This is a genomic window from Janibacter cremeus (assembly GCF_029395675.1).
GTDB lineage: Bacteria > Actinomycetota > Actinomycetes > Actinomycetales > Dermatophilaceae > Janibacter > Janibacter cremeus_A.
Map to the genome: position 1 here is coordinate 2,483,831 of NZ_CP115184.1, position 25,642 is coordinate 2,509,472.

Genomic DNA, 25,642 nt, shown 5'->3' on the forward strand with positions numbered 1-25,642 from the left:
GTCCCTGCACACCGGACGACGCGTTCAGGGTGCCTCCACCTGCGCCGGGAGGCCGAGGTAGGTCCCGTAACGCTCGGCCGCCGCGTCGATCGCCGCGCGCTCGACGGGGGTCAGCGGGGCGTACGGACTCAGCGCGAAGGTCACCGCACGGGTCGACACCGTCCGCCGCATCCCCGCGACGAGCTGTCCGTCGACGAGCGCCATCCCGATCGCCGACTCGCGACCGCGTGGGACCACCCCCCGGGCGTCGAGCACCATGCGGGAGTCCTGGTACCCCCGGTACATCTCGTCGAGGACCTGCAGCAGGTGGCCGTGCGGCTCGACCCGGTCATCCGGTGCCGCGTCGTCGGCGTGCCAGTAGGTCCGGCCCTCGTGCTCGAAGGACTCGAGTGCCCCGTCGATCGCCTCGCGACCGCGCCGGATGTCAGTGATCGGCAGGCTGGCCCAGTACGCGAGGTCCTTGTCCGTCGCCGGCCCGTGCCCGGTGAAGTACCGCTCGGCCAGTCCCGCCAGTGCCGCGTCACGATCGAAGACTTCGGCATCGACGCGGCCGGGCACCCGGTCCTCGTAGCGGGCGTAGGTGTGCTCGCCCCCACGCGGACGCCCGCTGGCGACGAGGCGCTCCACCTCGAGGCGGCACATGAGCAGCATGGTCAGTCGTCCGGTGACGGTGTCGGCCAAGCGCGGTACCCGCTGGCGAAGGGAGGTGGTCACCTCTGTCCGGGTGCGGTCGGGATCGGTCCCCAGCAGGTCGAGGACGACCGTCGTCAGCTCGTCCACGTCGCGCGTGGAGAGCCCGAGGTCGCGCTGCAGCTGCGAGTCGACCACCCCCACGACACGGGGACCGGTGAGGGCGAGCAGCCAGTCAAGGTCGTCGGCGGTGACGTAGTGCCAGGTGGGTCGGAGCACGTGGGTGCGCAGCACGCGCCCCTGCTCGAGCGCCTCCTGCAGCGCCGTGTCGTCCGGCCGCGCCGTCCGGGTGGCCACGGCCCACGCCGACTGTCCCGGGTTCTCCGCCTGCACGGCGAGCAGTCGCGACATCACGTCGTCGACGCAGTCCGCCCCCGGCGCGAGGAGGTGCTGATTGCCCAGGCGCCATCGGGCGATGGACCGGCTCCCCTCGGCCGCTCCCCACACGGGACCGGAGTGAGCGGCGGCGGTGGTCCAGCGGGTCGATTCGCTCACCCCAATGATCATTCCCCTGCGTGAAGGGCGCGGCAACCGGATGGTCGGACCAGCGATCCCGGACCGCTCCCGGGTGAAGCGAACACCGTCGCACACGGCTCCCGACGAGCGCTCCCAGGGGCGATGCCCCCTTCGCCGTCTCGGGCTGCGCCGGCATTGCGTATGGTCGTGGCATGTCCGACCAGACCCGCCGCATCCTCGCCATCATCCTCGCCCTGGCGATGGTCGGCAGCCTCGCCGCAGGCGTGATCTCCAGCTTCGCTGGAGCGGCGGCGAGCAGCGCGCCGCAGGAGAGCAGGCCCAGCTCCGTCCACCACGAGCCGGTGGAGACGGAGGCGGTCGGCCCGACGCGAAGCGCAGATGGCTGGGCCGCCGTGGGAGAGGTCGACGCCCCCCTCGTGCTCATCGCGGCGTAGCCGACGCGCAGTACGGCACCACCGGGCCGCCTGCTGATCGTGGGGTGATCATTTGGGGGGACGGGTTGAGCACCTCCGGGCCCTGTGTCCGAGCACCTCAGGGCCCCTGGGTCTGGTGCTTCGGCGTCCCTGGGTCCGGGTGCGTGTGGGCATGCCTTCGAGCCCTTCCCTGGGGAAGGGCTGTGGGGCGGGGTCGCTACAGGTGCCAGGTCACGCCGGTGGGGGTGATGCTCGCTCGCAGGTCGTGGGTGTGGACGGTGGTGTGGTGGCGCTGACAGAGCAGGGCGGCGTTGTCGATGCCGCTGGTGCCGCCGCGGGACCACCAGGCCACGTGGTGGGCATCGCACCACTGCGGGGGCATGGTGCACCCGGGGTAGGTGCAGCCGCCGTCACGTAGCCACAGGGCGCGTTTTTGTCCGGGGGTGAACCAGCGCACCGACCGTCCCAGGTCCAGGATCTCGCTGTCGCCGCCGAGCACGGCGGGGATGATCCCGGCGTCGCAGGCCATCCGCCGCACCACCGAGGGGGCCAGGACCTGCCCGGTCGCGGTCACTCCCGCGCCGTGGGCGTCCTGATGCAGGTCGTCCAGGCCGATGGTGATGACCACCTGCGCCTTCTCGCACGTCGGCTCCGCGCCCGGGGAGGCGACCCCGCGGCGGATGATCTCCACCAGCGCGTCCGCCCGCCGTTGGGTCGCGGGCCGCTCATCGGGTTCACCCTCGGGCCCCTTCTGTGGGCCGGACAGCGCGGCCAGGGCCGCGTCGACGACTGCGGCGCCCTCGGGGTCGAGCACCACCCGGTACAGGCTCATCCCGGCCGGGCCCTGGCTCTTGGTCAGCGACCGGCCACGCTTGGCGCGGCGGTCCTCGTCCTCGATGTCCTTCTCCGGCTTCAGCAACCGCCCGGTGCGGGTGATCGCCGCGCCCAGCTCCTTCTCGCCCAGTCCCCGCACCCGCTCCCGCCGCCGACCCTGCGGGCCGGTGGCGACGACGTCGTCCTTCGCGGCCGCGACCAGGGCGCCCAGGTCCTCCTCGAGCAGGCCCTCCTCCGCGACCGGCGCGACCTGGGCGTGGAAGCGCACCAGCTGGTCCGCCTTGCCCAACGGCAGATCGCCCTCCCGGAACGCTGCCCGCACGTCGTTGACGGCACCCGCGGCCTTCAACGCCGATGGGCCGGCCATCCGGGTGCCGGCCTTGGCCACCCGCACCACCGACGCGACATGCCGCACGCCCGGGTCCGGAGCCCGCTGGCCTTCGGCCCGGGTGACCCAGTCCGTGGGCGACCACGTCGACTCCGCCGGCAGACCCCGCGCCAGGCCCTCGCGCACCAGGTCGACCTCGGCGATCTCCAGCAGGGCGCGTGCCTGCCCGATCACCGCCAACGCCTCGGTGACCTCCGCATCCCCCAGGCGCCACAGCTCCCCGCCACCACCGGCACTCTGCGTCAACGAGCGCAGCGCGTCACGCAGGCCGGGCGCGGTCCCGTACCCCTCGTGCCACTGCGTCGCCATCTCCATGAAGACACCCTGCCAGCGACCCCCGACAACGCACCCGAGGCGTGGTTTCGAGGCTCGCTCGCTACGCGAACTCACACCTCAACCACCGGGAAATCGAGGCTCGCTCGCTACGCGAGCCCACACCCCAACCACCCGGGCCCCGAGGCTCGCTCGCTACGCGAACCCACCCCTCAACCACCCGGTCAGGGGCGCACCGGGCAGGAGCGTTCGCGACGGACACGCACGACCAGCGCCCAGGCCAGCAGCGCGATGGCCAGTGCGGCGAGGAAGGGCTGCGCCGGCGCGAAGTAGGTCAGGGCGCCCGAGTAACCGAGGGCGATGAGGACCAGCTTGTTGCACACCGGGCACCCGACGGCGAAGAAGGTCGTGAAGGCGCCGACCATCCCCAGTCGCGAAGCCCGCTCACCCCCTTCGTCGGTGTCACGGCGCGCGACGTAGGTCGCGGCGACCAGTCCGGCCAGGATCGAGGTGACCACCAGGACCGGCCAGGCCCACACCGTCGTCGGGACGTCCCGGCTGAAGACGGGAGTGGGGATCATCGCGGTCGGGATCGCCGTCCCCACCACGGTGAGCGCGGCGATGCCGGCAGCGGACCACCAGCGGCGGGCCGGCCACGCGCGCATCTCATCGAGGACGGAGGGCTCCGCCCGCGCGGGTGAGACCGTGTCCACCATCAGACCTCCTCCTTGGTGAGTTCACGCGTCACGGACGAGGGACGGCGCCGGGTCAGACTCCGCCAGCCGAGGACGCCGGCGAGCACGAGCGCCGCGACGACGACGAACCAGACGTCGGAGGCGCCCTGGCTCCAGGTGGCCAGCGTCGACTCGGCCGTGTACTGCGTGCCGATGGTGAAGACACCGGAGAGGGACGCGGTGCCGTCGGTGAGGATCAGGAGAGCGCCGATGGCCATGGACAACAGCCCGGAGACCACCATCGTCCACGTGTTGCGCCACGGCCCGATCGTGACTTCCTTGGGTGCGATCAGGGCGCGACCGCGGGAGCCCAGACGCTTCCACACCGCCGCCAGCACGAAGAGCGGCACGGTCATGCCCAGCGCGTAGAGGGCAAGCACCGAGCCGCCGTACACCGCGCTCCCGCCGAGCGCCGCCACCATGAGGACCGACCCCAGGATCGGGCCGGCGCAGACCCCGGCGACCGCGTAGACGGCGCCGAGCGCGAAGACCGAGGCCGTCGACGTTGCATCAGCGCTCGTGCCCTGCGCCCGGGACAGCCCCGGGACCGGAAGTCCGGACAGCTGCCAGAGGCCGAGGACGATAACCACGCCGGCAGCGACGGCGACCAGGGTCGAGCGGTGGGTGGTCAGCAGGGAGCCGAGGGTCCCGGAGAAGACCCCGAGAGGTACGAGCGTGCCGCTCAGTCCGAGGTAGAAGACGGCCGTGCGGCCGATGAGCGCACTGGGCGAGGTGAAGGCGTAGGCGAAGAACGCCGGCAGCAGCATCACCGAGCACGGGCTCAGGAGGGTCAGAATCCCTCCGAGGAGGGCGCCCGTGTAGCCGATGTCCATCAGTTCTGCTCCACGGCCGCCAGCTCGTCGTCGAGGAGCTGGCGGAAGGAGTCGACCGGCTGGGCCCCGGCAATGAGCTGGTCGCCGAGGACGAAGGCCGGGGTGCCAGTCGCGCCCACCTGCCGCGCCTCCTGGGTGTCCGCCTCGACCTTCGCGCGCAGGTCCGGGTCGTCCAGGTCCTTCTCGAACTGGTCCATGTCCGGCACGCCGACCTCCTCGGCCCAGGCCATGATCTTGTCGTCGTTGACCTTCAGGTGGCCGCGCTCGGGCGCATCGGCGTACATCGCCTCGTTGTACTCCCAGTAGAGATCCTGCTCACCGGCGGCGCGGGCGGCCATGGCAGCCTCGACGGACTCCTCACCGAAGACCGGGAAGTCGCGCCACTCGTAGCGGACCTTGCCGGTGTCGATGTACTCCTCCTTCAGCTTCGGCAGGGTGTCCCGGGCGAAGGCCCCACAGAACGGGCACCGGTAGTCCGAGTACTCGATGAGCACGAGATCGGCATCCTTGTCGCCCATTGCCATCACGTCGTCGGCGTCGCGGCGGGCCAGGCCCACCTCCTTCTCGACCTCGCGCGGGTCAGCGCCCTCCCCCGCCGAGTCCGTCCCGGAGGTGGCGGAGGTCCCTGCGTCCGCAGCGCCCGACCCACCGTCGCCCCGGTCGGAGAAGTACACCCCCGCAGCCAGGACGATGACGATCGCCGCGACGGCGACTACGGTGAGAGTTCGTCGATTCATCGAGGTCATGGCCACGATGGTACGCAATGTCTATACATTTCACGAGGTGGCTGTGCGAACGCTTCCGCGATGGCGGCAGATCAGTGACGACCTGCTGCGCAGGGTGAAGGAGGGAGAGTTCGCCGACGGCTTCCCCGGGGAGCTGGCTCTGGCCACGGAGTACGAGGCCAGCCGCGGAACCATCCGTCGGGCGCTGGGACCGCTGCGCGACCAGGGCGTCGTCGGGCGCGCCCGGGGCCGGCAGTCCTACGTCATCAACGCCAACCGCGCCACCGGGATCGGCCCGATGTACAGCCTGCGTGACGCGATCACCGCCCACGGCAGTCAGGAGCGCTCCGAGGTCCTGGCCCAGGAGCTGACCACCAACGCCACGGTCGCCGGCGCCCTCGGGCTCGACCCGCAGACCCCCTTCGTGCACGTGACGCGGGTGCGGTACGGCGACGAGACCCCCTTCGCCCTGGACCGGCTGTGGATCATCGCCTCCCTGGCCGCCCCGCTGCTGGAGGCCGACCTGTCGGAGACCTCCGTCTACGCACAGCTGCGGTCCCGCTGCGGCGTGGAGTTCGACGCCGGCGTCGAGTACACCCGCTCCATCGCGGCGACCCCCGAGATCGCCGCGCGCCTGCGTGTGGCCGAGGGCAGCCCCCTCCTGACGATCCGCCGCAAGTCCTGCCTGGCCGGTCAGGCGGCCGAGCTGCGCGACACCTGCGCCGTCGGCGAGCGCGTCACCCTGACGCACGTCTTCGGCGACGCCTCCGCCGTCCTCAACTGCGGCGGGGGCGACGGGCGGCCCGTCGAGATCCCTTGGGACTGAGTGCCACTCAGGCGCGCTCGACGGACGCCTGCGGGCGTCAGCCGATCTCCTGCGCCAGGCCGACGAGGATCCCGTCCGGACCGCGCACGTAGCACAGCAGGTGGGCGTCCTCGAACTGCGCCACCTCGTCGACCACCTCGCCGCCGTGCGACCGCAGTCGCTCGATCGTGTCGTGGATGTCGTCGACCGCGAACATCACGCGGTGCATGCCGACGGTGTTGTGCGGCGGACGTGAGGGCCGGGAGGGCACCGCCGCCGGCGTGAGGTACTTCGCCAGCTCCAGGCGGGAGTGGCCGTCCGGCGTCCTCATCATGGCGATGGCACAACGGACGCCGTCCAGCCCCACGGTGCGATCCGCCCACGGCCCGGCCACCTCGGCCCGCCCCTCCAGCTCCATGCCGAGCTCGGCGAAGAACTCGACTGCGGCGTCGAGGTCCTCGACGACGATGCCCACGTTGTCCATGCGTCGGATCGTCATTGGGTGCTCCCTCCCGTGGCTCATCGTCCAGCCTAGCCACGACGGTGCGTCGCTACCGGTCCTCGGTCGTCCAACGCGGCCGGCTGCGCCCTCCGCCGTAGCCCAGCTGCACCCGCGGCGGGCGGGCAGCAAGGTCGGTGAGGAACATCCGCCGCGACAGCAGCACCAGCGTCGCGGCCATGAAGAACACGACCGCCGCGATGCGCCACGACGTCTCGTAGCCGAAGGCGTCCACGGCCACCCCGAAGAGCAGCGGCCCGGTCGCCCCGCCGAAGAAGGCACCCGCCTGGACGTACCCGGAGGCCTTGGCCGGCGCCTCCCGGCCGATCCGGACGACGGCGAAGAGGAACAGTCCCGGCCAGGACCAGCCGATGGCGAACGCCACGAGGCTCGCGAGGACGTAGCTGGCGACGCCCGGGAGCGAGACGGCGAGCAGCGCCACCCCACCGACCGCCATCTGGGCGGCGACCACGGGCAGGTTGCGCCCGTGCCGGCGATCGGCGAGGTGCCCGGTCAGGAGGCGACCGATCACGTTGAGCGCGCTGCCCGCGGCCATCAGTCCGCCGGCCTGCGAGGGCGTCAGCCCGATCTCGAAGCCCCACGACGCGATGAAGGACCCCATCGAGTTGGCGGCCGCGCTCCCCAGGGCGATCGCGGCCGTCACCACCAGCAGTGCCTTGACCGGCGGTGCGTCCAGACCGGCCCGCCGTGCCGACGCAGCCGTCGAGCGGGTCGGCCCGGGTGCGAGCAGGCCCGCGAGGAGGACGACCGTTCCGACGCCACCGAGCAGCCAGAACGTCGAGCGCCATCCGAGGTGGGTGGTCATCGTCGGCACGGCCAGACCGGCCAGGACGATGGCCACCGGGACCGCGGACTGCTTGACCCCGAAACCGATGCCACGGCGGTGCGCCGGGATGCTGCGGGACATCGCCAGGTTCGCCGTCAGCTGGTGTGCTGCGTTGGCGGACCCCAGCACGACCATGCAGATGACGAGGGTCAGCCAGCCGTGGGCGAGCAGGGCGACCCCGACTCCTCCGAGGCCCGAGAGCGCGCCGGCGATCATCGTCGACACGCGTGGGCCGACCCGGTCGGCGACTCCCCCGCCGAAGATCGCCACGAGGGAGGCAGCCGTGAAGAAGGCGGCGACGGCGATCCCGAACCGCTGCTCCCCGAACCCCAGCTCACGCCGCAGGGGCACCGACTGGGTCGCGAGCAGGAAGACCGGCAACGACCCCACGGTGGTCAGCAGGCTGGCCCCGAGGACCTTCCCCACCGCCGACGACGACATCACCACCCCATGATGGGACATCCCCGGCCGGGGGCAAGGCAGCGCCGGGCCCGTACCCGGAGCGAGGCGAAGGGGGGTACCCCCCCCCCCGCGACTCACCCGCTCGCGAGCGAGGCGTCCACCGTGATCTCCGCACCCGTGAGGAGCCGCGAGATCGGGCACAGCGCCGCGGCTGCCTCGACGACCTTGCTGAAGGTCTCCTCGTCGATCCCGTCGACGACCGCCGTGGCGGCGATCTTCGAGGTGGTGACCGTCGGCTTCTCGTCGACCTCGTCCAGGGAGACGGTCGAGGTGACCTCGAGACGGTTCGGTGGTGTCCCGTTCTCCCCCAGTGCCAGGGCGAGGGCCATCGAGAAGCACGAGGAGTGGGCCGCCGCGACGAGCTCCTCCGGGCTGCTCTTGCCACCCGGCGCCTCGGTGCGCGAGCCCCACGTGACCACCTGGTCGTCCAGGGCCCCGCTGCTGGAGCCGTGGAGGGTCCCGGTCCCGTTGTCGAGCGAGCCCTCCCAGGTGGTCGTGACGGAACGGTCTGCGATCGTCATGGTCATCCCTTTCAGTTGATAATTTATCCACCGTATCTCGTGAAAAAGGTTGGGGCCAGACCTCGGCCGCTCATGCGCACTCGATGCACTCCCGTGCCGTGGGTCTCGCCTCGAGCCGTGCCGTCGCGATGGAGCGGCCGCACTGCTCGCACGTGCCGTAGGCACCTCGGTCGAGTCGCTCGAGGGCGGCATCGATCTCCTCGAGGTGCCGTCGCGCCTGCCGGGCGAAGGCCTCCACCTGCGAGCGCTCGAAGGCGATCGTGGCGCCCTCCGGGTCGTGCTCGTCGTCGGCGTTGCTCCCCTCGCTCGCCGCGACGAGGGCGGCGAAGTCCCGGGTGAGTGCGGTGAGTCGCTCGAGCGTCGTGCGACGCTCCTCCTGGAGGACCGCGCGGGGATCAGCCATCGGCCCATCCTGTCACCGGTGACCATTCCTGCGGCCGGAGCGTAGCGTGAGGGTCTGGCCGGTCGGCTGGATGTCCTGGCCACGGGAGGGCGGCAAGATGGCGACCGAGAGACGTTTCGCGATCACGGACGCGGCCCGCAGGCGGCTGCTGACGACCGCCGGGTCGGCGGCCTCGGGGATCCGCCGCCGGGCGGGGGAGGCCGTGCGCGCAAAGGTCGCCGGCCCGGAGGCGGACGCCGCCCACGCACGGATCTGGGACACCCCCGGGCCGCGATGGTTCTCCCCGTCCGACCCGATCTGGCGGGTGCACAGCGATGCCTCGATGTTCGTCGCCGGGATCACCGCGCTGCTCCTGCAGTCGCTGCATCCCTCGGCGATGGCCGGCGTCGCCGGGCACAGCGGGTACCGCGGCGATCCCTGGGGACGACTGCAGCGCACCAGCCACTACCTCGCGACGACGACGTTCGGCACCATCGAGCACGCGGAGGAGGCGATCGCCGCAGTGCGCGGCGTGCACGAGCGGGTCCGCGGGAAGGACGACGAGGGACGCCCCTACCGCGCCGACGACCCGCACCTGCTGCGGTGGGTCCACATCGCCGAGGCGTGGTCCTTCCTCACCGCGCACCAGCGCCACGGCACCGACCCACTCACCCCCGAGGAGGCCGACACCTACGTGGCGCAGAGCGCGGTCTCGGCGACCGCGCTCGGCGCCACGGATCTCCCGATGACCGTCGCCGCGCTCGACGCGGCACTGGACGCGGCGCGTCCCGAGCTGCGGGCGACACCCGCAGCCCGGGACGCTGCCGACTTCCTCCTGCGCGAGCCGCCCCTGCCTCGAGCGGCCCGGCCCGTCTACCGGCTCCTCGCGCTCGGCGCGGTGGACCTGCTGCCCGGATGGGCACGCGACGAGCTCGACCTGCCGGCGCCGACGGGCGCTGGCACGGCGGGCGCGGTGGGGACGCGTCTGGTGCGCTGGAGCCTGGCCGCCCTGGATCAGGAGAGCGCGGACATCGACACCCGCGCACACCCACGCGCCGACCGCTGAGATCGTCGGCCGGCGCGCGGGGCGTGGTCGTCAGACGCGAGCCGGGGCCTTCTCCGCCCAGGCGGCGTAGCCACCGACCAGGTCGGTCACGTCCGTGTGCCCCTGCGAGCGCAGGAGGCTTGCGGCAACCGACGAGCGCCACCCACCGGCGCAGTGCACCAGCACCGGCCGGTCGCTCGGCAGCTCGTCGTGGCGGCGCGCCAGCTCGGCCAGCGGGATGTGCACGGCCTCGGGGATGAGCTGCCCGTCCTCGCGCTCGCCGGCGTTGCGCACGTCGAGCACGACGGTCTCGTCGGCGAGATCATCCATCGCGTCCACCTCGACCCGCTCCACGGAGGTCACCAGGTCGGGCATCTCGGCGAAGGCGGCAGTGGAGCCGTCCACGTAGCCGACCACGCCGTCGAAGCCGATGCGCCCCAGGCGCAGGGCGGCCTCGCCCTGGCGGCCGGGCTCGGCGAGAACCAGGATCTCCGCCTCGTGGTCCAGGACCATCCCGGCGGTCTCGGCGAAGCGACCGTCGAGGCCGATGTTGACCGAGCCCGCGAGGTGCTGGACGGCGAAGTCCTCCGGCGAGCGGGTGTCGACCACGACGGCCCCACCCTCGATGGCGGCGCGCACCTCGGTCGGGGTGAAGGGCACGACGGGCTCGTCCGGGTCGAGGAGCTCCCGCTGGCGCAGGTTGAGCGCGGCGTCGACCTGGAAGTAGGCCGGCGCGGAAGGCTGGCCGGTGGTGACCATGCCGACGAAGTCCTCCACCGGCATCTGCGCGGCGAAGGGGTTGGTGGCGCGCTGGGCGCCGATGTTCGACTCGAGCTCGTCGGAGAGGCCACGGCCGCACGAGGAGCCCGCGCCGTGGGCCGGCATCACGCGGGTGTCATCCGGCAGGGGGAGCAGCACGCTGTGCAGCGTGCTGTACATGGCCTCGGCCAGCGACTGCGGGGTGGACCCGTCGGAGACGACCAGATCGGGACGACCGACGCCGCCGATGAAGAGCGAGTCACCGGTCAGCACCGCGTGGGGGCTGCCCTGCTCGAGCACGAGCACGCTGATCGACTCCCAGGTGTGGCCTGGGGTCTCGAGGATCTCGAGGACGACCTCGTCGCCCAGCTCGATGCGGTCGCCACCGGTCAGGGTGCGCACGTCGAACTCGGCGCGCTCGGCCGCGGTGGGGCCGTACCCGATCCAGGCACCGGTCGCCGCGGCCAGCTCCAGGTGGCCCGCGACGAAGTCCGCGTGCACGTGGGTGTTGATGACACCCACGATGTCGAGGTCGTGCTCCTTGGCGTCGGCGAGGTAGTCGCTGATGTCGCGACGCGGGTCGACGACGACGGCCTTGCGGCTGCCCTCGTCGGCGATGAGGTACGAGCCGTGCGACAGGCAGCTCAGGTAGTACTGCGTGAGGATCATCGGGTTGCTCCTTCGGTGCGTGGGGGTCAGTTGCGGCCGTCGCGCAGCTGCGCGAAGACCGTCTCGGGGTCGGGCGTGTCGCGGCGGTTGTGGGGGAGCTTGGACAGCAGCATCCCCATGGCACAGGTGTCGGTCAGGGCCGCGCCGGTGAGGCCGGCGCCGATCCCGGCGGAGATCCACTTGGCCTGCGGGACGAGAGTGCTCGCGACGATTCCGGCGAGGACGACCGAGCCGGCGACGAGGCGGACCTGTCGTTCGAGGTCCCACGTGCCCTCACCGCGGACGACGTCTCCGCCGGCGTTCTCCCACGAGGTGATGCCACCGTCGAGGACGTGCAGGTTGGGCAGGCCGACCGAGGCGAGCGCGCCCTCGGCCCGGCAGGCGCGGCCACCGGAGCGGCAGACCAGGACGACGTCGTCGTCGAGGTGCTCGGCGAGCTCACGGCGGTGCTCCTCGAGGAGGTCCAGCGGCACGTTGTAGGAGCCGGGGATGTGCACGTCGGCGAACTCGCCGGGGGTGCGCACATCGATGAGTCGGGGGGCCGTCGGTCCGGCCATCCACTCGCGCACCTGGGCGGTGTCGAGGGTGGCGGGTCGGGTGGTCGTGTCGGTGGTCAAGGGGGGTCCTTCCGGTGGATCGGGGTTGTATGCGGGGCCGGCGGTCAGCCGCGCCCGAAGAGTCGGGTGAGCGGGCCGCGGGAGGCGGCGTCGCCCTTCGCCGGGGCGGAGTGGCCGGAGCAGCGCTGGCTGCCCGGCACCCCCTTCATCACCTGGTCGACGTGCTGGCCACAGCCGGCCCAGGTGGTCTTGCCGCACTGGCGGCAGGTCGCTTGACGGCACACGGGGAGCTCCTTGGGTTGGGGGAAGAGGTGTCCGGGGAACGAGGTCAGGATCAGGCCGATGTCGCCGGCGCTGTCGATGACCTCTTGTCCATGTGGGACGAATCTAATACCCCCCGGGGTATCGTGTCAACACGACGACATGCCCCCCTGTCGCGCGGGCGCTGGCAGGGATAGCCTCTAGACACCTGGAGAGAGGGGCGATACCCATGACCGCGACCAATGACGTCGAGCACCTCTCGGTGGACGAGTGCTGGTCCCTGTTGCGTACGGCCACGGTCGGCCGCCTGGCCGTGATCGTGGGCGACCACCCGGAGATCTTCCCGATCAACTACGTGGTCGACCACGGCACCGCGGTCTTCCGCACGGGCGAAGGGAGCAAGGTCCAGGGCGCGCTGTCCGGCACCTCCGTCGCCCTGGAGTCGGACGGCTACGACCCCGAGACCGGCCGGGTCTGGAGCGTGGTGGTCAAGGGGCGGGCGCGCACCATCGCCGAGATCGATGACGTGATGGACACCGTCGACCTCCCCCTCTCCCCCTGGCAGGCCGGCGACAAGGGCCGGTTCATCCGCATCACGCCCGGGGAGGTGACGGGGCGACGCTTCCCGATCGCCGACCCGAGCACGTGGCAGACCATGCCCGAGGGCTTCCGGCGCGCGTCGACGGAGTAGCCGCTCACTTCGACTCACGGCACCGATCCCGCGGCCCCCTCACTGCGCGCGCCGGCGACCACCTTGGCGCACATGTTCAGCCCTCGGACTTCTCCCAGTACCGCATCATCTGGCGGCGGCCGTGGGTGAGCTCCCGCAGGTCCACGTCGCTGTCGAAGCTCGAGCCGAGAGCCCCGGCGACGGTCCCCATGGAGGCGCTCAACCACGCGATGTTGAGGTAGTTGCGCACCGAGCTCTGCCTGCCGATGGTCTCCGTCATGAAGCTGGCGTCGATGACGACGAGGGCCGCGGTGAAGATGCCCAGGAAGAGCGCGAGGTACAGGAGGGAGACGGAGGCCGCCAGGGTCACCAGCGTGGAGGCGTTGTACATGCGCGCCTCCCTCAGCGAGTTGGTGCTGTGGCGGCTCTCCCACAGGCCGTTGCCCACGGTCAGCCACCCCACCATCACCACGATCGTCATGACCGAGATGAGTCCCAGCCGCCAGGTGGGCAACGCGTCGGCCATCTTCCAGATGGAGGAGAAGAAGATGCCGAACGCACCCGTGGCGCTGGCCGCGGCGAAGGCTCCCGAGAGCTTGGGGGCGGTGGCGAGGGGCTCGTTGGTGCGCACCATGCCGAGCACGAGACGCGCTCGCCCGGACCACCACCAGGGCGACGCGACGTAGTAGGACTCCTCCGACCCGGAGCCTTGGGTGTGGACCACGCCGCAGTCGAGGTCTGGAAGCTCGTCCTCGGTCCCGTCGCTCCGAACGGCCACGTCCAGAGACTGGAGGATGACGCCCCTCAGGCGTTTCGTGAGGTTGAACCAGCCCAGCGCGGGCAGCGAGATGATCACCAGCGAATCGGCCGGGTGCATGGCCGTCATCTTGGGCCGGTGGCCGGCGGTACGGGGGATCTCGGTGACGATCACCGTCGCATCCACACCGTGCTCCTGCGACCAGCCTCGTACCGACTCCAGATCGAGGGTGCCGTCGTCGCGCAGCGGGATCTGTTGCCGGTCGTGCCGGAAGGAGTAGCGACCGTCCTGCGCCACCCAGTCCAGGAACCGCTCGACCAGGCGGGAGGGCAGCCCGGGGTCGGCGAAGATGTCCACCTCGATTGGCTCGCTCATGTCACGCATTTCAGCACCGACCGACGTGGGGCACCAACGCGGGAATGCTCGCCGGCCTTCCGGGGTCGTGAGCCATGGCCACTGTCGACATCGCACACGTCCTCTTCTTCCTCTCCGTGTTGTGCGGGCATGGCAGGGTGGCGTGGATGAGCGATCCGGCGTACGTGACGGTGGTGGTGGACGCGGCCAACTGCGTCGGCAGCGTCCCGGACGGCTGGTGGCGCGACCGGGCGGGAGCCACGCGGTGGCTGCGTGACTCCATCGCGCCGGACGGGCTGCGCCAGACCCTGCACCTGACCGAGGCACCGGAGGTCGTCCTCGTGGTCGAGGGACGAGCCCGAGGCGTCGAGTCGACCGAGGCGGTGCATGTGGTCGACGCGCCCGGCAGCGGGGACGATGCGATCGTGGAGGTGGTCGAGCAGCTGACCGACCGGGGTGCGAGCGTCGTGGTCGTCACGGCGGATCGCGGACTCAGGGCGCGGGTGGCCGAGCTCGGGGCACGCACCGTGGGACCGAGGACGGTGCGCCCGGGCTGAGCCAGCCGACCCGACGGACACGGCCCCGCCGCGGTCGGTCCGTCGGGTCGCACTCGGCCCGCCGTCAGACGGGTGTGGCGGAGCGGACCGTCGGCGGCCCGGCGCTCTCGTCCTCCGCGACCGCGTCGATCTCCTTGACGAGGCGGTCGAACTCGCTCTCGTCGACTGTCACCCCGGCCGCGTCCAGCCCTTCACGGAGCTTGTCGGCGACCTTCGCGCGTCCCGCGCTGTAGTCCCACGACGTCGCGGTCTCCACCGCGGCCTGGGCGGCTTCGCGAGCAGCGTTCAGCTCTTCATCGGTGTACTGGGTCATGCCTGACCTTCCTGTCGGGTGCTCGTGATCTGCCCCCGGGCTTACCCCGCGGGCGTGACTCCCATGCACGCGCGGCCACCTGCCCGGCGAAGTCCCTTGTCAGACGACCACCCAGAGTGCTCCCGCGATCAGGAACGCGGCCACGCCCAAGGTCGTCTCCATGACGGTCCACGTCTTCAGTGTCGTGGGCACGTCCATGTCGAAGAACTTGCTCACGAGCCAGAAGCCGGAGTCGTTGACGTGCGACAGCACCGTCGCACCGGCCGCGATGGCGATGACCAGCAGGGTTAGCTGGACGTCGCCCAGCCCGGCTGCCTCGACGGGAGCCGCGATCAGGCCGGCGGTCGTCGTCAGGGCGACCGTGGCCGACCCCTGGGCCACACGCAGGAGCGTGGAGACGACGAACGCCTGCAGGATCAGCGACATCCCCACGTCGGACAGGGAGCTGCTCAGCGCCGAGCCGATCCCGCTGAGCTCCAGCACGCCACCGAACATGCCGCCGGCACCGGTGATGAGGATGATCGAGCAGATCGGTCCCAGTGAGGCGTCGAGGAGCGTGCTGACCTTGCCCATGGACATGTTGGGACGACCCAGCATGGCGATCGCGACCAGGACGGTGATCAGCAGCGCGATCGGTGTCTGACCCAGCAGGCTGAGGAGGTTGACCCATGTCGCGTCCTCGCTGATGGTCCCTGCCGCGCCCAAGGTCGCGAGCACCGTGTCGAAGGAGATGAGCACCAGCGGGATCAGCAGCAGGCCGATGACGGCACCGAACGACGGCGGGGTGGCTCCGACGCGGGTGTCGTCCTCGCCGTTCTCCCTCAGGTCGAGCGGTCCGTCGCGGACCTCACCGAAGGCCACCCCGGCCGGGTCGACGTAGACGCGGCGGCCGAGCGCGCGGGAGACCAGCATGACGCCCACGTACCAGGCCAGGACCGCCACGGGGATGCCGATGAGGAGGGTGACGCCGATGTCGGCACCGATCTGCTGTGCTGCCGCCACGGGCCCGGGGTGCGGAGGCACCATGGCGTGCATGGCGGCGAATGCGCCGGCGGCCGGCAGTGCGTAGTAGAGGAGCGAGCCGCCGAAGCGTCGCGCCACGGTGAGGATGATCGGCAGGAAGACGACCAGACCGGCGTCGAAGAAGATCGGGAAGCCGAAGATCAGCGAGGCCACACCAAGGGCCAGAGGGGCACGTTTCTCGCCGAAGCGACCGATGAGCGTGTCGGCCAGCACCTGCGCGCCGCCGGTGACCTCGAGCAGGCGACCGAGCATCACGCCGAAGGCGACCAGCAGGGCGACCGAGGCGAGAGTGTCGGCGAAGCCGAACATCAGTACGTCAGGTACCTGCGCGAGGTCGAAGCCGACTGCCAGAGCCGTCAGCACACTCACGAGGACGAGCGCGACGAAGGCGTGGAGCTTGACCTTCACGATCAGGAAGAGCAGCACCGCCACGGAGGCCGCTGCGATGAGGAGGAGGACCGTTGTGCCGTATACCGGTTCGATGGGTTCCACAGGCGTTCCTCTCGTCGTGCGCCCGGGTGGATCCGAGCGCCCTCCTCACGTTGCCCGACGAGACCGTCTGTGACAAGGACCACATGATGCGGGGACCGGCATGTTGGGACGTGGCACCGCCGCTCCCCTCTGCCCCGGTGGGGCGAGACCTCGCCCCACCGGTGAGTCCTCTTGGGTGACGTTTGGGCGCCACCACACCGGGAATGTCTATGACACGAGGGTCTTCCGGCACTCGGAGGAACCAACTTAGGAGAGATGGACATGCTCAGAGGAATTGTCAGCAGGGTCACCGGCATGGCGCGTCGGTCGGCCGGCGGGGCACCCGCCGGCGGGCGTCGACGTCGCGCAGGAGTCGGTGGTGGTGTCGGTGCCAACCGCGAGATCGAGCGGGGCGCCCGGTCGGTTCTGCGTGGTCTGCGCCGCAAGCGCATGCGCTGATCCCGCTGCCCTGTGGGTCGTTGGCGCGCGACGCGCATGACGATCTGACCAGAACTGATGGAGGCCCACATGAGCCATCACGACGTGGTGGTCATCGGGGGCGGCAACGCAGGACTCTCTCTCGCCGCCAAGTTGGTGCGCGACGGCGCCCAGGATGTCGCGGTCGTCGAGTCGGAGACCGTCCACCGATACCGGCCGATGCTCAACTACGTTGGCAGCGGTGAGGCGAGGATGCGTGATCTGGAGCGGCCCGCCGCCACGGTGATGCCCGGTGGGGCCACGTGGATCCAGGACCGGGTCGTCTCCTGCGACCCCGACGGGCCGAGCGTGACGACGCAGCGCGGCCAGACGATCGGCTGCAGGACCTTGGTCATCGCCACCGGACTCGAGGAGGACTGGGCCGCCACCCCCGGGCTCCGCGAGGGGTACGGCGCGGGCTGGGCCGGGTCAAGCTTCCTCGTCGAGAGCGCCCCGAGGGTGTGGCCCGCGCTGCGGGACCTGACCAGCGGCCGCGTGGTGTTCTCGGTGCCTCCCGAGCCGGCCCCCTGTGCGGCGACCGCTCTCAAGCCGCTGTTCATGGCGTGCGACCACTGGCGACGGCAGGGTGTTCTGCAGGACCTCGACGTCCACCTCGCGCTTCCCGGGCCCACACCCGTGGGCGTGCCCACGGCGGACCCGCACCTCGAGGAAGCGCTCACGGCATACGGCGTGCACGTGGTGCGCGATGCGCGCGTGACCGCAGTGGGCGCGCGAGCCGTGACCGTGACGACTCGCCATGGCGAGGCGGTCCTCGATGACCTCGCCTACGCGCACCTCGTGCCCACCTATCGCGCCCCCGACTGGATCGCCCAAGCCGGGCTGGCCGACGGGGGCGGGGCCGGCCCGGTCGATGTCGACCACGCGACCCTGCGCCACCGCCGCCACCCGGCGATCTGGTCACTGGGTGATGTTGCCAGTCTGGGCATCAGGCCCTCGGGAGGTGCCCTGCGCAAGCAGGTGGGGGTGCTTGCGGCGAACATCCTCGCGAGCCGTGCCGAGGACTTCGAGCACTACGACGGCTACACCGTCATGCCGATCACCGTCGCCCGGCACACGCTCTCCCTCGTCGAGATCGATCGCGAAGGGAGATCCGCGCCGTCCGTCCCGGCGCTCGACCTCGTCAAGCCACGGCGGCTGACATGGGCCGTGGACCGGTACGCGCTTCCGGTGACCTACTTCAGACGGATCCTGCGAGGCAAGGTGTGATCGCCGCCGCTGCCCACCGCCAACTCCACCGCTGACTGACAGGGCAATCGGGATCAGTGGCGTTGGTTCCTCACTGTGCAGAAATCGCCTCGATGGCAGCGTTGGCCTTCGCCCGCGTGTCGTCGCTGATCGGGGCCGAACCGGCCGTCTCGGCGGAGGCCTGCTGACCCTCCTCGCTGACGACGTACGACAGCCACGCCTGCACGAGCGCGGCGGTCTCAGCGTCCTCGTACTGGGTGCAGGCCAGCTCGTAGGAGGCCAGGACGATCGGGTAGGTGCCCGCCTCTGTGGTCTCGCGCTCGATCTCGGTGGCGTAGTCGAACTGGCCACGCCCGTCGACCTGGGTCGAGGCGTCGAGGATCTTGGCGGCTGCCTCGGGGCTGGGCTCGACCCAGTCCTCGCCGACCTGGACCTTCGCGGCGTCGAGGTCGCCGATCTGGGAGACGTCCGCGTAGCCGATGGAGCCGTCGGCGGCCTCGATGGACTGGACGACACCGGTGTTGCCCTTGGCGGCGGTGCCACCGGAGACCGGCCAGTTACCGGAGACCTCGTGCGGCCAGGCGTCGTTCGCAGCCACGGAGAGGTAGTCGACGAAGTTCTCAGTGGTGCCCGACTCGTCGGAGCGGTTGACCACCGTGATCGGCGTCGAGGGCAAGTCGGCGTCCGGGTTCTCCTTGGCGATCGCCTCATGGTTCCAGGTCGTGATCTTCTGGTTGAAGATCTTGGCCATGGTCTCGGGAGAGAGTTGCAGGTCGTCTACGCCCGGGATGTTGTACGGCAGAGCGATCGGCGAGATGTAGGCGGGGATCTCGATGAGGTTGCCCTTGCCACCGCACCGCTCCTGCGCAGCCGCGAGCTCCTCGTCGGCGAGGTAGGCGTCCGAGCCCGCCCACGGCACGGCGCCGGAGGCGAACTGCTCGCGGCCACCGCCCGAGCCGATCGGATCGTAGTTGACCGTGGCGTCCGGGTTGGCCCGGAGGAAGCCCTGCTTCCACGCGTCCACGGCGGCGGCCTGCGCGGACGATCCCGCGCCGGAGAGCGAGCCGGAAACTCCGCCCCCACCGGAACTTCTCTCGTTGGGTGGGGTGCAGGAGGCGATCGAGAAGCAGACGGCCACGGCAGCGGTTGCGGTCAGCACCGTGCGACTACGGATGGAACGAATCACGTGGGTCAGAACTCTCGTGAGGGGGTGGAGGCAGCCGATGGCGAGCGGGTCGGAGGTGAAACCGCCGTTGGCCGTGCGCCCCATGCTAAGCGGCCAGGGTCCACCCCGCGTGGTAGGTCACGTCCGCTCGGCGGGAGCGCTGCTAGCTACCAAACTAAAAGCCGCCCGAGTCCTTCGCCATGTTCGAGAACCGCGCGTAGTGCCCCTGGAAGCCGAGCACGATGTCGGCCGTCGGGCCGTTGCGATGCTTGGCCACGATGATGTCGGCCTCGCCCTCACGCTCGGAGTCGGGATCGCGGTCGCGGTGCAACAAGATCACGAGGTCGGCGTCCTGCTCGATGCTTCCACTCTCACGCAGGTCGCTCATCGCCGGACGCTTGTCGGTGCGCTGCTCGGGTCCACGATTCAGCTGGCTGATCGCGATCACCGGGACCTCGAGTTCCTTGGCCAGGAGCTTGAGCGCACGGGAGAACTCCGAGACCTCCTGCTGGCGGGACTCGACCTTCTTGCCCGAGGTCATCAGCTGCAGGTAGTCGATGACGATGAGCTTGAGGTTGTGCTGCTGCTTCAGCCGTCGCGCCTTGGCCCGGATCTCCATCAGCGCGAGGTTGGGCGAGTCGTCGATGTAGAGCGGGCTGTCGCTGATCCGGCCGACGACGCGGGAGAGCTTGCGCCAGTCGGGGTCGCTCATCTTGCCGCGACGCAGGTGCTGCAGCTGGATGCTCGCCTCCGCGGCGAGCACACGCATCGTGATCTCGCTGCGGCTCATCTCCAGGGAGAAGATCGCGGTCGCCATGCCGTGGTGGATCGCCGCCGCGCGGGCGATGTCCACACCCAGCGTACTTTTTCCTACGGCCGGCCTGGCCGCGATGACGACCATCTGCCCCGGGTGCAGACCGTGGGTCAGCTCGTCGAGGTCGTGGAATCCGGTGGGCACACCGGTCATCTCGTCGGTGCGACCGGCGGCGACCTCGATCTCGGTCATCGTGTCGTTGAGGGTGTCCCACAGCGGGGCGTAGTCCTCGCCGCCACGCTTCTCCGCGACCGTGTAGACCTCGGCCTGGGCCTGGTTGACGATGTCCTCGACGTCACCGCCGCCCTGGGCGTAGCCCATCTGGACGATCTTGGTCCCCGCCTCCACGAGCCGGCGCAGCACGGCCCGCTCGGCGACGATCTGCGCGTAGTAGCCGGCGTTCGCCGCCGTCGGGACCGACTGGATGAGGTCGTGCAGGTAGGCCTGCCCACCCGCGCGCTGCAGGTCGCCGCGCTTGCTCAGCTCGTCGGCGACGGTGATCGCGTCGGCCGGCTCGCCGCGGGAGTACAGGTCGACGATCGCGTCGAAGATCAGCTCGTGGGCCGGCCGGTAGAAGTCCTTGCTGCGGACCGCCTCGTTGACGTCACCGATGGCGTCCTTGCTCAGCAGCATCCCGCCGAGCACCGACTGCTCCGCGCCGACGTCCTGCGGGGGGAGCCGGTCCGCGGGAGGCGAGGAGGAGTAGGAGGCGTCACCGTAGACGCTCGATTCCAACTCGCTCGTCGTCACTTGCCGGTCCCCTTCGTCAACGTCCCGGACCCCCGCCAAGGAGTCCCGCGCCCCACCAGGAGAGGGACGTCGAAGCAGCCTCGCACCCCCTGCCGACAACGCCAAATGGTCCTGTGGACAACCTGTGGACGGAGTGTGGACGACGCGCCATCGGCGTGTGCACAGCCCGTGGAGAACTCTGTGGATCTCTCCGCCCCGTTGTCCACGACACCCCGTCTGACCTGCGAAAACGCCATCCACCGAGTGTGGAGCGAGATTCTTTTCTCCAGAACTCATCCACAAGCACCGATGCGGCCCGAGTCACACTTCCCCCGAGAGCGCAACCCCTTCGTCGGCCAGCGGTCACCTCGCGGACACCCGGCTACCAAGCGGTCACAAACCCGGATCCGGGCGTATCATCCGGCGCGCTCGTACCGCTGCCGGGAGCGCTCCCTCGCCTTGGCCGCCTCGACCTCACGGTCCTTGGGCGCGGCACTCGTCACGAGGTGGTCGAGCAGGTGCTGGGTGGCGGCCGCGACCTCCTCCACCGCCTCGTCGAAGGCGGCCTGGTTGGCCTGGCTCGGCTTCGTCGATCCGCTGACCTTGCGCACGTACTGCAGCGCGGCGGCCCGGACCTCCTCGCTCGTCGCGGGGGGCTCGAAGTTGTGCAGCTGACGGATGTTTCGGCACATGGCCTCAAGTCTCCTCCTCGGCACGGTGCGGGGCACCCCCTTCGCCGCCATGCGTGCCGAAAGAACCTATTTGTCTGTTGCACACGTCTTGCCGGACCATGGACCCCATGTCCACGACCGCGCCGCAGGCGCAGCCCGTGACCACGCCTGCGCAGACGGCCCTCGTCCTGCGCGTGCTCACGGTCGCCACCTTCGTCGTGATCCTCAACGAGACGATCATGAACAACGCGATCCCGCGCCTGATGGACGACTTCGCGGTGCCCGCGACGTCCGCGCAGTGGCTGACGACCGCCTTCATGCTCACCATGGCCGTGGTCATCCCGATGACCGGCTGGATCATGCAGCGGCTGGCCGTCCGGCGCACCTTCGCCCTCGCGATGGGGCTGTTCTCCCTCGGCACGACGGCCGCCGCGCTCGCCCCGGCCTTCGAGGTGCTCGTGGCCGCACGGGTCGTGCAGGCGACCGGGACCGCCGTGATGATCCCGCTGCTGATGACCACGCTGATGAATCTCGTGCCCCTCGCCGACCGCGGCCGCACCATGGGCAACCTCTCCCTCGTCATCGCCGTCGCCCCCGCCATGGGCCCGGCCGTCTCCGGGCTGCTGCTGCGGGTCGGGTCGTGGCGACTGATCTTCCTCACCGTCCTGCCGATCGCCCTGGTCGCCCTGTGGGTCGGCCTGCGGCACCTCCCGGACGTCGGCGATCGCGAGGACAGCAGCCTCGACCTGCCGAGCGTCGTGCTCTCCGTCATCGGCTTCGGCGGGCTGGTCTACGGCCTCTCCAGCATCGGCGGCGGGACCCCGGGCGAAGGGGGCCCCGCCCCCGAGCCGGTCGTCGACCCGCTCGTGGCGGTCGGCCTCGCGACGCTCGCCGTGGCCGCCTTCGCCTGGCGCCAGCGGTCACTCGTGCGCTCGGGCGACCCGCTGATGGACCTGCGCACGCTGCGCTTCCGCAGCTTCACCGGTGCCTTCATCACGATGTGCATCGGCTTCGCCGCCCTGATCAGCTCGCTCATCCTGCTGCCGATCCACCTGCAGGACGGGCTGGGCATGACCACCCTCGAGGCGGGCCTGCTCCTCATCCCCGGCGGGCTGGCCATGGGCCTGCTCGGCCCGACGATCGGACGCCTCTACGACCGGCTCGGCGCGCGGCCGCTCGTCGTCCCCGGCAGCATCGGCCTCACCCTCTCGCTGGGTCTGCTGGCCCTGCTCGTCCCGAGCGCCGGCCCGTGGACGCTCCTGGTCCTGCACGTGCTGCTGTCGCTCTCGCTGGCGCTGCTCTTCACGCCGCTCTTCACCGCCGGCCTCGGGGCCCTCCCGAAGCACCTCTACGCACACGGGTCCGCGCTCCTCGGCTCCTCGCAGCAGGTCTTCGGCGCGGCCGGGACCGCGACGAGCATCGCCGTGCTGGCCCTGGTCGCCGGCTCGGACCCCACGGCCGCCGACCTGGCACGGGGAGCCCGGGGCGCCTTCGCGCTGCTCACCGGCCTCGCGGCGATCACCGTCGTCACCTGCCTCACCGTCTCCACGCCACCGGCCGAGGACGAGGTCGAGCAGACCGCCCCGTCACAGGACGTCGCCGCGGTCTGATCGCATCAGGTGGTCACCTGGTGCGGCAAGGACCGTCGCGAGACGCACGAGCTGACCACCTGATCGCGGCCCCGGTCACTCGTCGCGCCGCGGCGCCATCCGGGCGGGGATGTTGTGCCGTGTGACCACCTGCACCCCCGAGGCGAGGGACGTGGGTGCACCCGGCGCGAGGCGATGGTGCTGCAGCACCGCGCGGATCGCCGAGCGGGCGTCCTCGCGCAGGTCGTGGTGCAGGACGAGGTCGATCTCCCCGGTGCGCAGCAGCTCGAGGTTGTCCGGGTCGAGGTCGTGGCCGACGAAGACCGAGGGGGCCACCCCCTTCGCCCGCAGCGCAGCGAGGATCGCCCGGTTGGCGCCACCGACGGAGTAGACCCCGACGAGGTCGTCGCCCGACCCGAGCTCCGCGGTGACCACGTCCGCGGTGGCGGCGTCCAGCCCGTCGGCGTCGCTGACCCGGCGCACGACGAGCCCGGGCGCGTCCTCGCCGAGCTGGTCGACGAAGGCCTCCGCGCGGGTGCGCTCACCGACGAATGACGCGCGGCTGAGCGTGGCGAGGACGGTGCCGGTCTCCCGGCCGCTCCAGCGGTGGAGGACGTGGGCGGCGGTCCGCCCGGCCGACTCGTGGTCCGGGCCGGCGTAGGCGATCCGGCGCGAGCCGTGCACATCGGTGACGAGGGTGACCGCGGGGAGGCCCCGCTCGGCGAGGTCGTCGATGGCCGCCGCCACCCGGGGGTCGTCGGGGACCTTCAGCAGCACGCCGTGGCTGGTGCTCCCCCGCCGCCCGATGCCCTCGAGCGTGCCGACGACGTCCTCGACGGTGCCCGACTCCCGCAGGTGGAACCGGGCCCGCACCGCCGCCGGTCGCAACCCGGTCAGCTGCGACTCGAGCGCGTCGCGCACCTCCCCGGAGAAGCGGTTCGGCGCCTGCATCACCACGTCCAGCACGAGCGAGCGGGCGCCGAGGCGCAGGGCGCCGGCCTGGCGGTCGAGCTCGGCGATGGCCTGCTCGACGGCCCGGACCGCGCGGGGGCTGGCACCGGGCCGACCGTTGAGGACGCGGTCGACCGTTGCCGGGGACAGGCCGGCCTGCTCGGCCACGTCGGCGATCCGGTGGCTGCGCACTCAGGCCTGCCGGGCCGCCAGCGTGCGGTCCCGGTGGGAGACCGCGAGGGTGATCAGGGTCTGACCGAGCACGTAGGTGAGCATCACCCAGAAGCCGTGCAGCGGCAGCTCGAGTGCGGCGAAGGCGCCGAGCGCGATGAGGCCGTCGGAGACGAGGAAGAGCACCGCGCCGATCGTCGCGACGGCGTCGATGCCGGTGGCCAGCACCGCCATCCCGACGATGACCAGCCCGTAGAGCAGCACGGCGGGGAAGAGCGCGCCGGCGCCCTGCGCGCTCACCGCGACGACCACCCCGAGGAGGATCACGTAGGGGGCCAGCAGTGCCGGTCGGCGCCGGATGATCGACCGGGAGGCGAAGGGGAGGAAGGCGGCCACGTAGGCCAGCTGCGCGAGGAAGAACGCGCCGAGCATCAGGCCGAAGCCGAGGTCACTCCCGTCCGCGGTGAAGCGCGGCAACGTGTCCCCCAGCCAGGACAGGACGAGCGCCACACCGACGAGTCGGACGAGGAGGGACTTGGGGTTGGGGGTGCCCGCGAGCAGCACCCACAGCAGCGCCGGCATGAGCAGGATCTGGGTCAGGTCGGCCAGCACGCCGTCGGGCGCGACCACCTGTGCGCCGAGGTGGACGACGGTGACGACCACGAGGGCGAGGAGGGCGAACGGCATGGCGCGCAGCCTAGTCAGGCCGGAGACGAGACGAAGCAGTTCGCGTAGTGCCATCCGTCCTCCTCCAGGCCCACCGGGTCCAGACCCCGGGCCCGTACCGCACGCAGCGTCGCGTCCCGCTCCTGCTCGTCGGCGAACCGCCGTTGCCGCACCGGCTCTGCGAGGCCGCTCCCGGTGACGAGCCCATGACCGGCAAGGACCGCCTCGACCGGCCCGTAGTCGATGCTGCGCAGCACGAAGGAGACGACCCGGGTGTGCGCGCGGATGGTCATCGCGGAGAGGATGCGGTCGAAGGTGGCCGTCCCGACATAGCCGACCCCGCCGGTGCAGACCACGACGTCGACATCGTGCAGACCGGCCAGGAGCTGCGGGGAGGGGTCGTCGCGCTCGAGGTCGTCGCACCAGCCCGCATCGAGCAGCCCGACCCGCAGCGCGTAGTCGATTGCCGGTCGCGAGGCGTCGAGGCCGAGCAGCCGTAGTCGTCGCTGCCGGGCATGCCGGTCGAAGAATTTGCGGTCGCGGGCGATCTTGACCTCCGCGGGCACGTCCGCGACCTCGTCGGCGAGGTGGTGTGCACCGAGCTGTTCCAGTGACAGCGTGCTGCGCATCAGGGCGGCGTTGATGCCGTACGAGCAGCACACGTCCAGCACCGTCGTCGGCTCCTCGTGGGACGGCAGTGCCGCGAGCACCGACTCGACGAAGCGGGTGCCGTGCTCGGGGATCTCGTAGCCCAGCGGCATCAGCGCCTCGAAGTAGGCGCGCGGGTCCGGGCTCGTGTACATCGAGCTGAAGTCGGCCTTGTACAGCTCGTCGTCCCCGCTCACACCGCCAGCTCCGAAGGTTCGTTCCTACGAGTTCATCCA

Annotated in this window: 29 protein-coding genes; 8 read left to right on the forward strand and 21 right to left on the reverse strand. The window is 71.1% G+C overall.

Going from position 1 to position 25,642, the window contains the following annotated elements:
- Nucleotides 1-24 precede the first annotated feature (24 nt).
- On the reverse strand, nt 25-1,185 hold the full coding sequence (locus O9K63_RS11735) for a winged helix DNA-binding domain-containing protein (protein WP_277238049.1): 1,161 nt from the start codon (nt 1,183-1,185) through the stop codon (nt 25-27).
- Nucleotides 1,186-1,358: 173 nt separating this feature from the next.
- Between O9K63_RS11735 and O9K63_RS11740 the strand changes: the two genes are divergently transcribed.
- Nucleotides 1,359-1,601: a hypothetical protein gene (locus O9K63_RS11740; RefSeq protein WP_277238051.1), complete on the forward strand. Its 243-nt coding sequence runs from the start codon at nt 1,359-1,361 to the stop codon at nt 1,599-1,601.
- A 196-nt stretch (nt 1,602-1,797) separates the two neighbouring features.
- On the opposite strand, the gene O9K63_RS11745 is transcribed toward O9K63_RS11740, so the two are convergent.
- The 4 genes from O9K63_RS11745 to O9K63_RS11760 form a co-directional block, all read right to left on the reverse strand.
- Complete coding sequence (locus tag O9K63_RS11745) at nt 1,798-3,117, reverse strand: HNH endonuclease signature motif containing protein (protein ID WP_277238053.1); 1,320 nt, start codon at nt 3,115-3,117, stop codon at nt 1,798-1,800.
- Nucleotides 3,118-3,299: 182 nt separating this feature from the next.
- A complete protein-coding gene (locus O9K63_RS11750; protein ID WP_277238054.1) occupies nt 3,300-3,791 on the reverse strand; it encodes a hypothetical protein in 492 nt (163 codons plus the stop codon).
- Entirely contained in the window at nt 3,791-4,642 is an 852-nt protein-coding gene (locus O9K63_RS11755) for a cytochrome c biogenesis CcdA family protein (protein WP_277238055.1), read from the reverse strand. The genes O9K63_RS11750 and O9K63_RS11755 overlap by 1 nt, the downstream gene beginning before the upstream one ends.
- The gene (locus O9K63_RS11760) at nt 4,642-5,388 is read right to left on the reverse strand and encodes a DsbA family protein (RefSeq protein WP_277238057.1); all 747 of its coding nucleotides are present in this window, start codon (nt 5,386-5,388) and stop codon (nt 4,642-4,644) included. Before O9K63_RS11760 ends, O9K63_RS11755 begins: the two co-directional genes overlap by 1 nt.
- Nucleotides 5,389-5,425: 37 nt before the next feature.
- Here O9K63_RS11760 and O9K63_RS11765 point away from each other — a divergent pair, with 37 nt between their 5' ends.
- Nucleotides 5,426-6,193: a GntR family transcriptional regulator gene (locus O9K63_RS11765; RefSeq protein WP_277238059.1), complete on the forward strand. Its 768-nt coding sequence runs from the start codon at nt 5,426-5,428 to the stop codon at nt 6,191-6,193.
- A 37-nt stretch (nt 6,194-6,230) separates the two neighbouring features.
- On the opposite strand, the gene O9K63_RS11770 is transcribed toward O9K63_RS11765, so the two are convergent.
- The 4 genes from O9K63_RS11770 to O9K63_RS11785 form a co-directional block, all read right to left on the reverse strand.
- Nucleotides 6,231-6,671, reverse strand: a complete 441-nt coding sequence (locus O9K63_RS11770) for a VOC family protein (RefSeq protein WP_277238061.1) — start codon at nt 6,669-6,671, stop codon at nt 6,231-6,233.
- Nucleotides 6,672-6,723: 52 nt separating this feature from the next.
- The gene (locus O9K63_RS11775) at nt 6,724-7,959 is read right to left on the reverse strand and encodes an MFS transporter (protein WP_277242315.1); all 1,236 of its coding nucleotides are present in this window, start codon (nt 7,957-7,959) and stop codon (nt 6,724-6,726) included.
- A gap of 95 nt (nt 7,960-8,054) precedes the next feature.
- Nucleotides 8,055-8,501, reverse strand: coding sequence for an OsmC family peroxiredoxin (locus tag O9K63_RS11780; RefSeq protein WP_277238062.1), 447 nt, complete (start codon nt 8,499-8,501; stop codon nt 8,055-8,057).
- A gap of 70 nt (nt 8,502-8,571) precedes the next feature.
- A complete protein-coding gene (locus O9K63_RS11785; protein ID WP_277238064.1) occupies nt 8,572-8,904 on the reverse strand; it encodes a TraR/DksA family transcriptional regulator in 333 nt (110 codons plus the stop codon).
- A gap of 46 nt (nt 8,905-8,950) precedes the next feature.
- Between O9K63_RS11785 and O9K63_RS11790 the strand changes: the two genes are divergently transcribed.
- A complete protein-coding gene (locus O9K63_RS11790; RefSeq protein WP_277238065.1) occupies nt 8,951-9,949 on the forward strand; it encodes an oxygenase MpaB family protein in 999 nt (332 codons plus the stop codon).
- Between the two features lie 30 nt (nt 9,950-9,979).
- Here the strand turns inward: O9K63_RS11790 and O9K63_RS11795 are convergent, their stop codons facing one another.
- The 3 genes from O9K63_RS11795 to O9K63_RS11805 are packed head-to-tail and all read right to left on the reverse strand — an operon-like array spanning nt 9,980 to nt 12,197.
- On the reverse strand, nt 9,980-11,356 hold the full coding sequence (locus O9K63_RS11795; RefSeq protein WP_277238066.1) for an MBL fold metallo-hydrolase: 1,377 nt from the start codon (nt 11,354-11,356) through the stop codon (nt 9,980-9,982).
- A gap of 26 nt (nt 11,357-11,382) precedes the next feature.
- The gene (locus O9K63_RS11800; protein WP_277238067.1) at nt 11,383-11,973 is read right to left on the reverse strand and encodes a rhodanese-like domain-containing protein; all 591 of its coding nucleotides are present in this window, start codon (nt 11,971-11,973) and stop codon (nt 11,383-11,385) included.
- A 44-nt stretch (nt 11,974-12,017) separates the two neighbouring features.
- A complete protein-coding gene (locus O9K63_RS11805; protein ID WP_277238069.1) occupies nt 12,018-12,197 on the reverse strand; it encodes a hypothetical protein in 180 nt (59 codons plus the stop codon).
- 206 nt (nt 12,198-12,403) lie between these two features.
- On the opposite strand from O9K63_RS11805, the gene O9K63_RS11810 reads away from it, so the two are divergent.
- Nucleotides 12,404-12,865 carry a pyridoxamine 5'-phosphate oxidase family protein gene (locus O9K63_RS11810; protein WP_277238071.1) on the forward strand — a complete coding sequence of 154 codons (462 nt, stop codon included), beginning with the start codon at nt 12,404-12,406 and terminating at the stop codon, nt 12,863-12,865.
- A 76-nt stretch (nt 12,866-12,941) separates the two neighbouring features.
- Here the strand turns inward: O9K63_RS11810 and O9K63_RS11815 are convergent, their stop codons facing one another.
- Nucleotides 12,942-13,976, reverse strand: coding sequence for a hypothetical protein (locus O9K63_RS11815; protein ID WP_277238073.1), 1,035 nt, complete (start codon nt 13,974-13,976; stop codon nt 12,942-12,944).
- A gap of 146 nt (nt 13,977-14,122) precedes the next feature.
- Between O9K63_RS11815 and O9K63_RS11820 the strand changes: the two genes are divergently transcribed.
- A complete protein-coding gene (locus O9K63_RS11820; RefSeq protein WP_277238075.1) occupies nt 14,123-14,512 on the forward strand; it encodes a hypothetical protein in 390 nt (129 codons plus the stop codon).
- Nucleotides 14,513-14,576: 64 nt separating this feature from the next.
- Here the strand turns inward: O9K63_RS11820 and O9K63_RS11825 are convergent, their stop codons facing one another.
- Together O9K63_RS11825 and O9K63_RS11830 are read right to left on the reverse strand one after the other, a co-directional pair.
- Nucleotides 14,577-14,825, reverse strand: coding sequence for a hypothetical protein (locus tag O9K63_RS11825; protein WP_277238077.1), 249 nt, complete (start codon nt 14,823-14,825; stop codon nt 14,577-14,579).
- A 99-nt stretch (nt 14,826-14,924) separates the two neighbouring features.
- Nucleotides 14,925-16,340, reverse strand: a complete 1,416-nt coding sequence (locus O9K63_RS11830) for a GntP family permease (RefSeq protein WP_277238079.1) — start codon at nt 16,338-16,340, stop codon at nt 14,925-14,927.
- A gap of 294 nt (nt 16,341-16,634) precedes the next feature.
- Here O9K63_RS11830 and O9K63_RS11835 point away from each other — a divergent pair, with 294 nt between their 5' ends.
- Both O9K63_RS11835 and O9K63_RS11840 read left to right on the forward strand, forming a co-directional pair.
- Nucleotides 16,635-16,778, forward strand: coding sequence for a hypothetical protein (locus O9K63_RS11835; protein WP_277238081.1), 144 nt, complete (start codon nt 16,635-16,637; stop codon nt 16,776-16,778).
- Nucleotides 16,779-16,847: 69 nt separating this feature from the next.
- Nucleotides 16,848-18,023 (forward strand): NAD(P)/FAD-dependent oxidoreductase, encoded by a 1,176-nt coding sequence (locus O9K63_RS11840; RefSeq protein WP_277238084.1) that lies wholly within the window; start codon nt 16,848-16,850, stop codon nt 18,021-18,023.
- Between the two features lie 70 nt (nt 18,024-18,093).
- On the opposite strand, the gene pstS is transcribed toward O9K63_RS11840, so the two are convergent.
- The 3 genes from pstS to O9K63_RS11855 form a co-directional block, all read right to left on the reverse strand.
- Nucleotides 18,094-19,161 carry a phosphate ABC transporter substrate-binding protein PstS gene (pstS, locus tag O9K63_RS11845; RefSeq protein WP_277238086.1) on the reverse strand — a complete coding sequence of 356 codons (1,068 nt, stop codon included), beginning with the start codon at nt 19,159-19,161 and terminating at the stop codon, nt 18,094-18,096.
- Nucleotides 19,162-19,342: 181 nt separating this feature from the next.
- Complete coding sequence (gene dnaB / locus O9K63_RS11850) at nt 19,343-20,716, reverse strand: replicative DNA helicase (protein WP_277242316.1); 1,374 nt, start codon at nt 20,714-20,716, stop codon at nt 19,343-19,345.
- A 410-nt stretch (nt 20,717-21,126) separates the two neighbouring features.
- Nucleotides 21,127-21,402 carry a DUF2277 domain-containing protein gene (locus O9K63_RS11855; RefSeq protein WP_277238088.1) on the reverse strand — a complete coding sequence of 92 codons (276 nt, stop codon included), beginning with the start codon at nt 21,400-21,402 and terminating at the stop codon, nt 21,127-21,129.
- A gap of 107 nt (nt 21,403-21,509) precedes the next feature.
- Between O9K63_RS11855 and O9K63_RS11860 the strand changes: the two genes are divergently transcribed.
- Nucleotides 21,510-22,991 carry a DHA2 family efflux MFS transporter permease subunit gene (locus O9K63_RS11860; protein WP_277238090.1) on the forward strand — a complete coding sequence of 494 codons (1,482 nt, stop codon included), beginning with the start codon at nt 21,510-21,512 and terminating at the stop codon, nt 22,989-22,991.
- A 75-nt stretch (nt 22,992-23,066) separates the two neighbouring features.
- Here the strand turns inward: O9K63_RS11860 and O9K63_RS11865 are convergent, their stop codons facing one another.
- Genes O9K63_RS11865 through O9K63_RS11875 form a run of 3 tightly spaced genes read right to left on the reverse strand, consistent with a single transcriptional unit; the run spans nt 23,067 to nt 25,603 of the window.
- A complete protein-coding gene (locus tag O9K63_RS11865; RefSeq protein ID WP_277238092.1) occupies nt 23,067-24,113 on the reverse strand; it encodes a LacI family DNA-binding transcriptional regulator in 1,047 nt (348 codons plus the stop codon).
- Complete coding sequence (locus O9K63_RS11870) at nt 24,114-24,833, reverse strand: lysoplasmalogenase (RefSeq protein ID WP_277238093.1); 720 nt, start codon at nt 24,831-24,833, stop codon at nt 24,114-24,116.
- Nucleotides 24,794-25,603 carry a hypothetical protein gene (locus O9K63_RS11875; RefSeq protein WP_277238094.1) on the reverse strand — a complete coding sequence of 270 codons (810 nt, stop codon included), beginning with the start codon at nt 25,601-25,603 and terminating at the stop codon, nt 24,794-24,796. The genes O9K63_RS11870 and O9K63_RS11875 overlap by 40 nt, the downstream gene beginning before the upstream one ends.
- Between the last annotated feature and the right edge of the window lie 39 nt (nt 25,604-25,642).

What these genes read in the sequence shown, in the direction of transcription:
- O9K63_RS11775 (WP_277242315.1), bottom strand. Translation starts at nt 7,959, where the DNA reads ATGTCGTCGTCGGCGGTGGGGAAGGTCCTCGGGGCCAGCCTGCTGACC.
- O9K63_RS11835 (WP_277238081.1), top strand. Translation starts at nt 16,635, where the DNA reads ATGGCGCGTCGGTCGGCCGGCGGGGCACCCGCCGGCGGGCGTCGACGT.
- O9K63_RS11825 (WP_277238077.1), bottom strand. Translation starts at nt 14,825, where the DNA reads ATGACCCAGTACACCGATGAAGAGCTGAACGCTGCTCGCGAAGCCGCC.
- O9K63_RS11810 (WP_277238071.1), top strand. Translation starts at nt 12,404, where the DNA reads ATGACCGCGACCAATGACGTCGAGCACCTCTCGGTGGACGAGTGCTGG.
- O9K63_RS11770 (WP_277238061.1), bottom strand. Translation starts at nt 6,671, where the DNA reads ATGACGATCCGACGCATGGACAACGTGGGCATCGTCGTCGAGGACCTC.
- O9K63_RS11795 (WP_277238066.1), bottom strand. Translation starts at nt 11,356, where the DNA reads ATGATCCTCACGCAGTACTACCTGAGCTGCCTGTCGCACGGCTCGTAC.
- O9K63_RS11740 (WP_277238051.1), top strand. Translation starts at nt 1,359, where the DNA reads ATGTCCGACCAGACCCGCCGCATCCTCGCCATCATCCTCGCCCTGGCG.
- O9K63_RS11750 (WP_277238054.1), bottom strand. Translation starts at nt 3,791, where the DNA reads ATGGTGGACACGGTCTCACCCGCGCGGGCGGAGCCCTCCGTCCTCGAT.
- O9K63_RS11860 (WP_277238090.1), top strand. Translation starts at nt 21,510, where the DNA reads ATGTCCACGACCGCGCCGCAGGCGCAGCCCGTGACCACGCCTGCGCAG.
- O9K63_RS11745 (WP_277238053.1), bottom strand. Translation starts at nt 3,117, where the DNA reads ATGGAGATGGCGACGCAGTGGCACGAGGGGTACGGGACCGCGCCCGGC.
- O9K63_RS11780 (WP_277238062.1), bottom strand. Translation starts at nt 8,501, where the DNA reads ATGACGATCGCAGACCGTTCCGTCACGACCACCTGGGAGGGCTCGCTC.
- O9K63_RS11755 (WP_277238055.1), bottom strand. Translation starts at nt 4,642, where the DNA reads ATGGACATCGGCTACACGGGCGCCCTCCTCGGAGGGATTCTGACCCTC.
- O9K63_RS11870 (WP_277238093.1), bottom strand. Translation starts at nt 24,833, where the DNA reads ATGGCACTACGCGAACTGCTTCGTCTCGTCTCCGGCCTGACTAGGCTG.
- O9K63_RS11785 (WP_277238064.1), bottom strand. Translation starts at nt 8,904, where the DNA reads ATGGCTGATCCCCGCGCGGTCCTCCAGGAGGAGCGTCGCACGACGCTC.
- O9K63_RS11820 (WP_277238075.1), top strand. Translation starts at nt 14,123, where the DNA reads ATGAGCGATCCGGCGTACGTGACGGTGGTGGTGGACGCGGCCAACTGC.
- O9K63_RS11760 (WP_277238057.1), bottom strand. Translation starts at nt 5,388, where the DNA reads ATGACCTCGATGAATCGACGAACTCTCACCGTAGTCGCCGTCGCGGCG.
- O9K63_RS11815 (WP_277238073.1), bottom strand. Translation starts at nt 13,976, where the DNA reads ATGAGCGAGCCAATCGAGGTGGACATCTTCGCCGACCCCGGGCTGCCC.
- O9K63_RS11840 (WP_277238084.1), top strand. Translation starts at nt 16,848, where the DNA reads ATGAGCCATCACGACGTGGTGGTCATCGGGGGCGGCAACGCAGGACTC.
- O9K63_RS11855 (WP_277238088.1), bottom strand. Translation starts at nt 21,402, where the DNA reads ATGTGCCGAAACATCCGTCAGCTGCACAACTTCGAGCCCCCCGCGACG.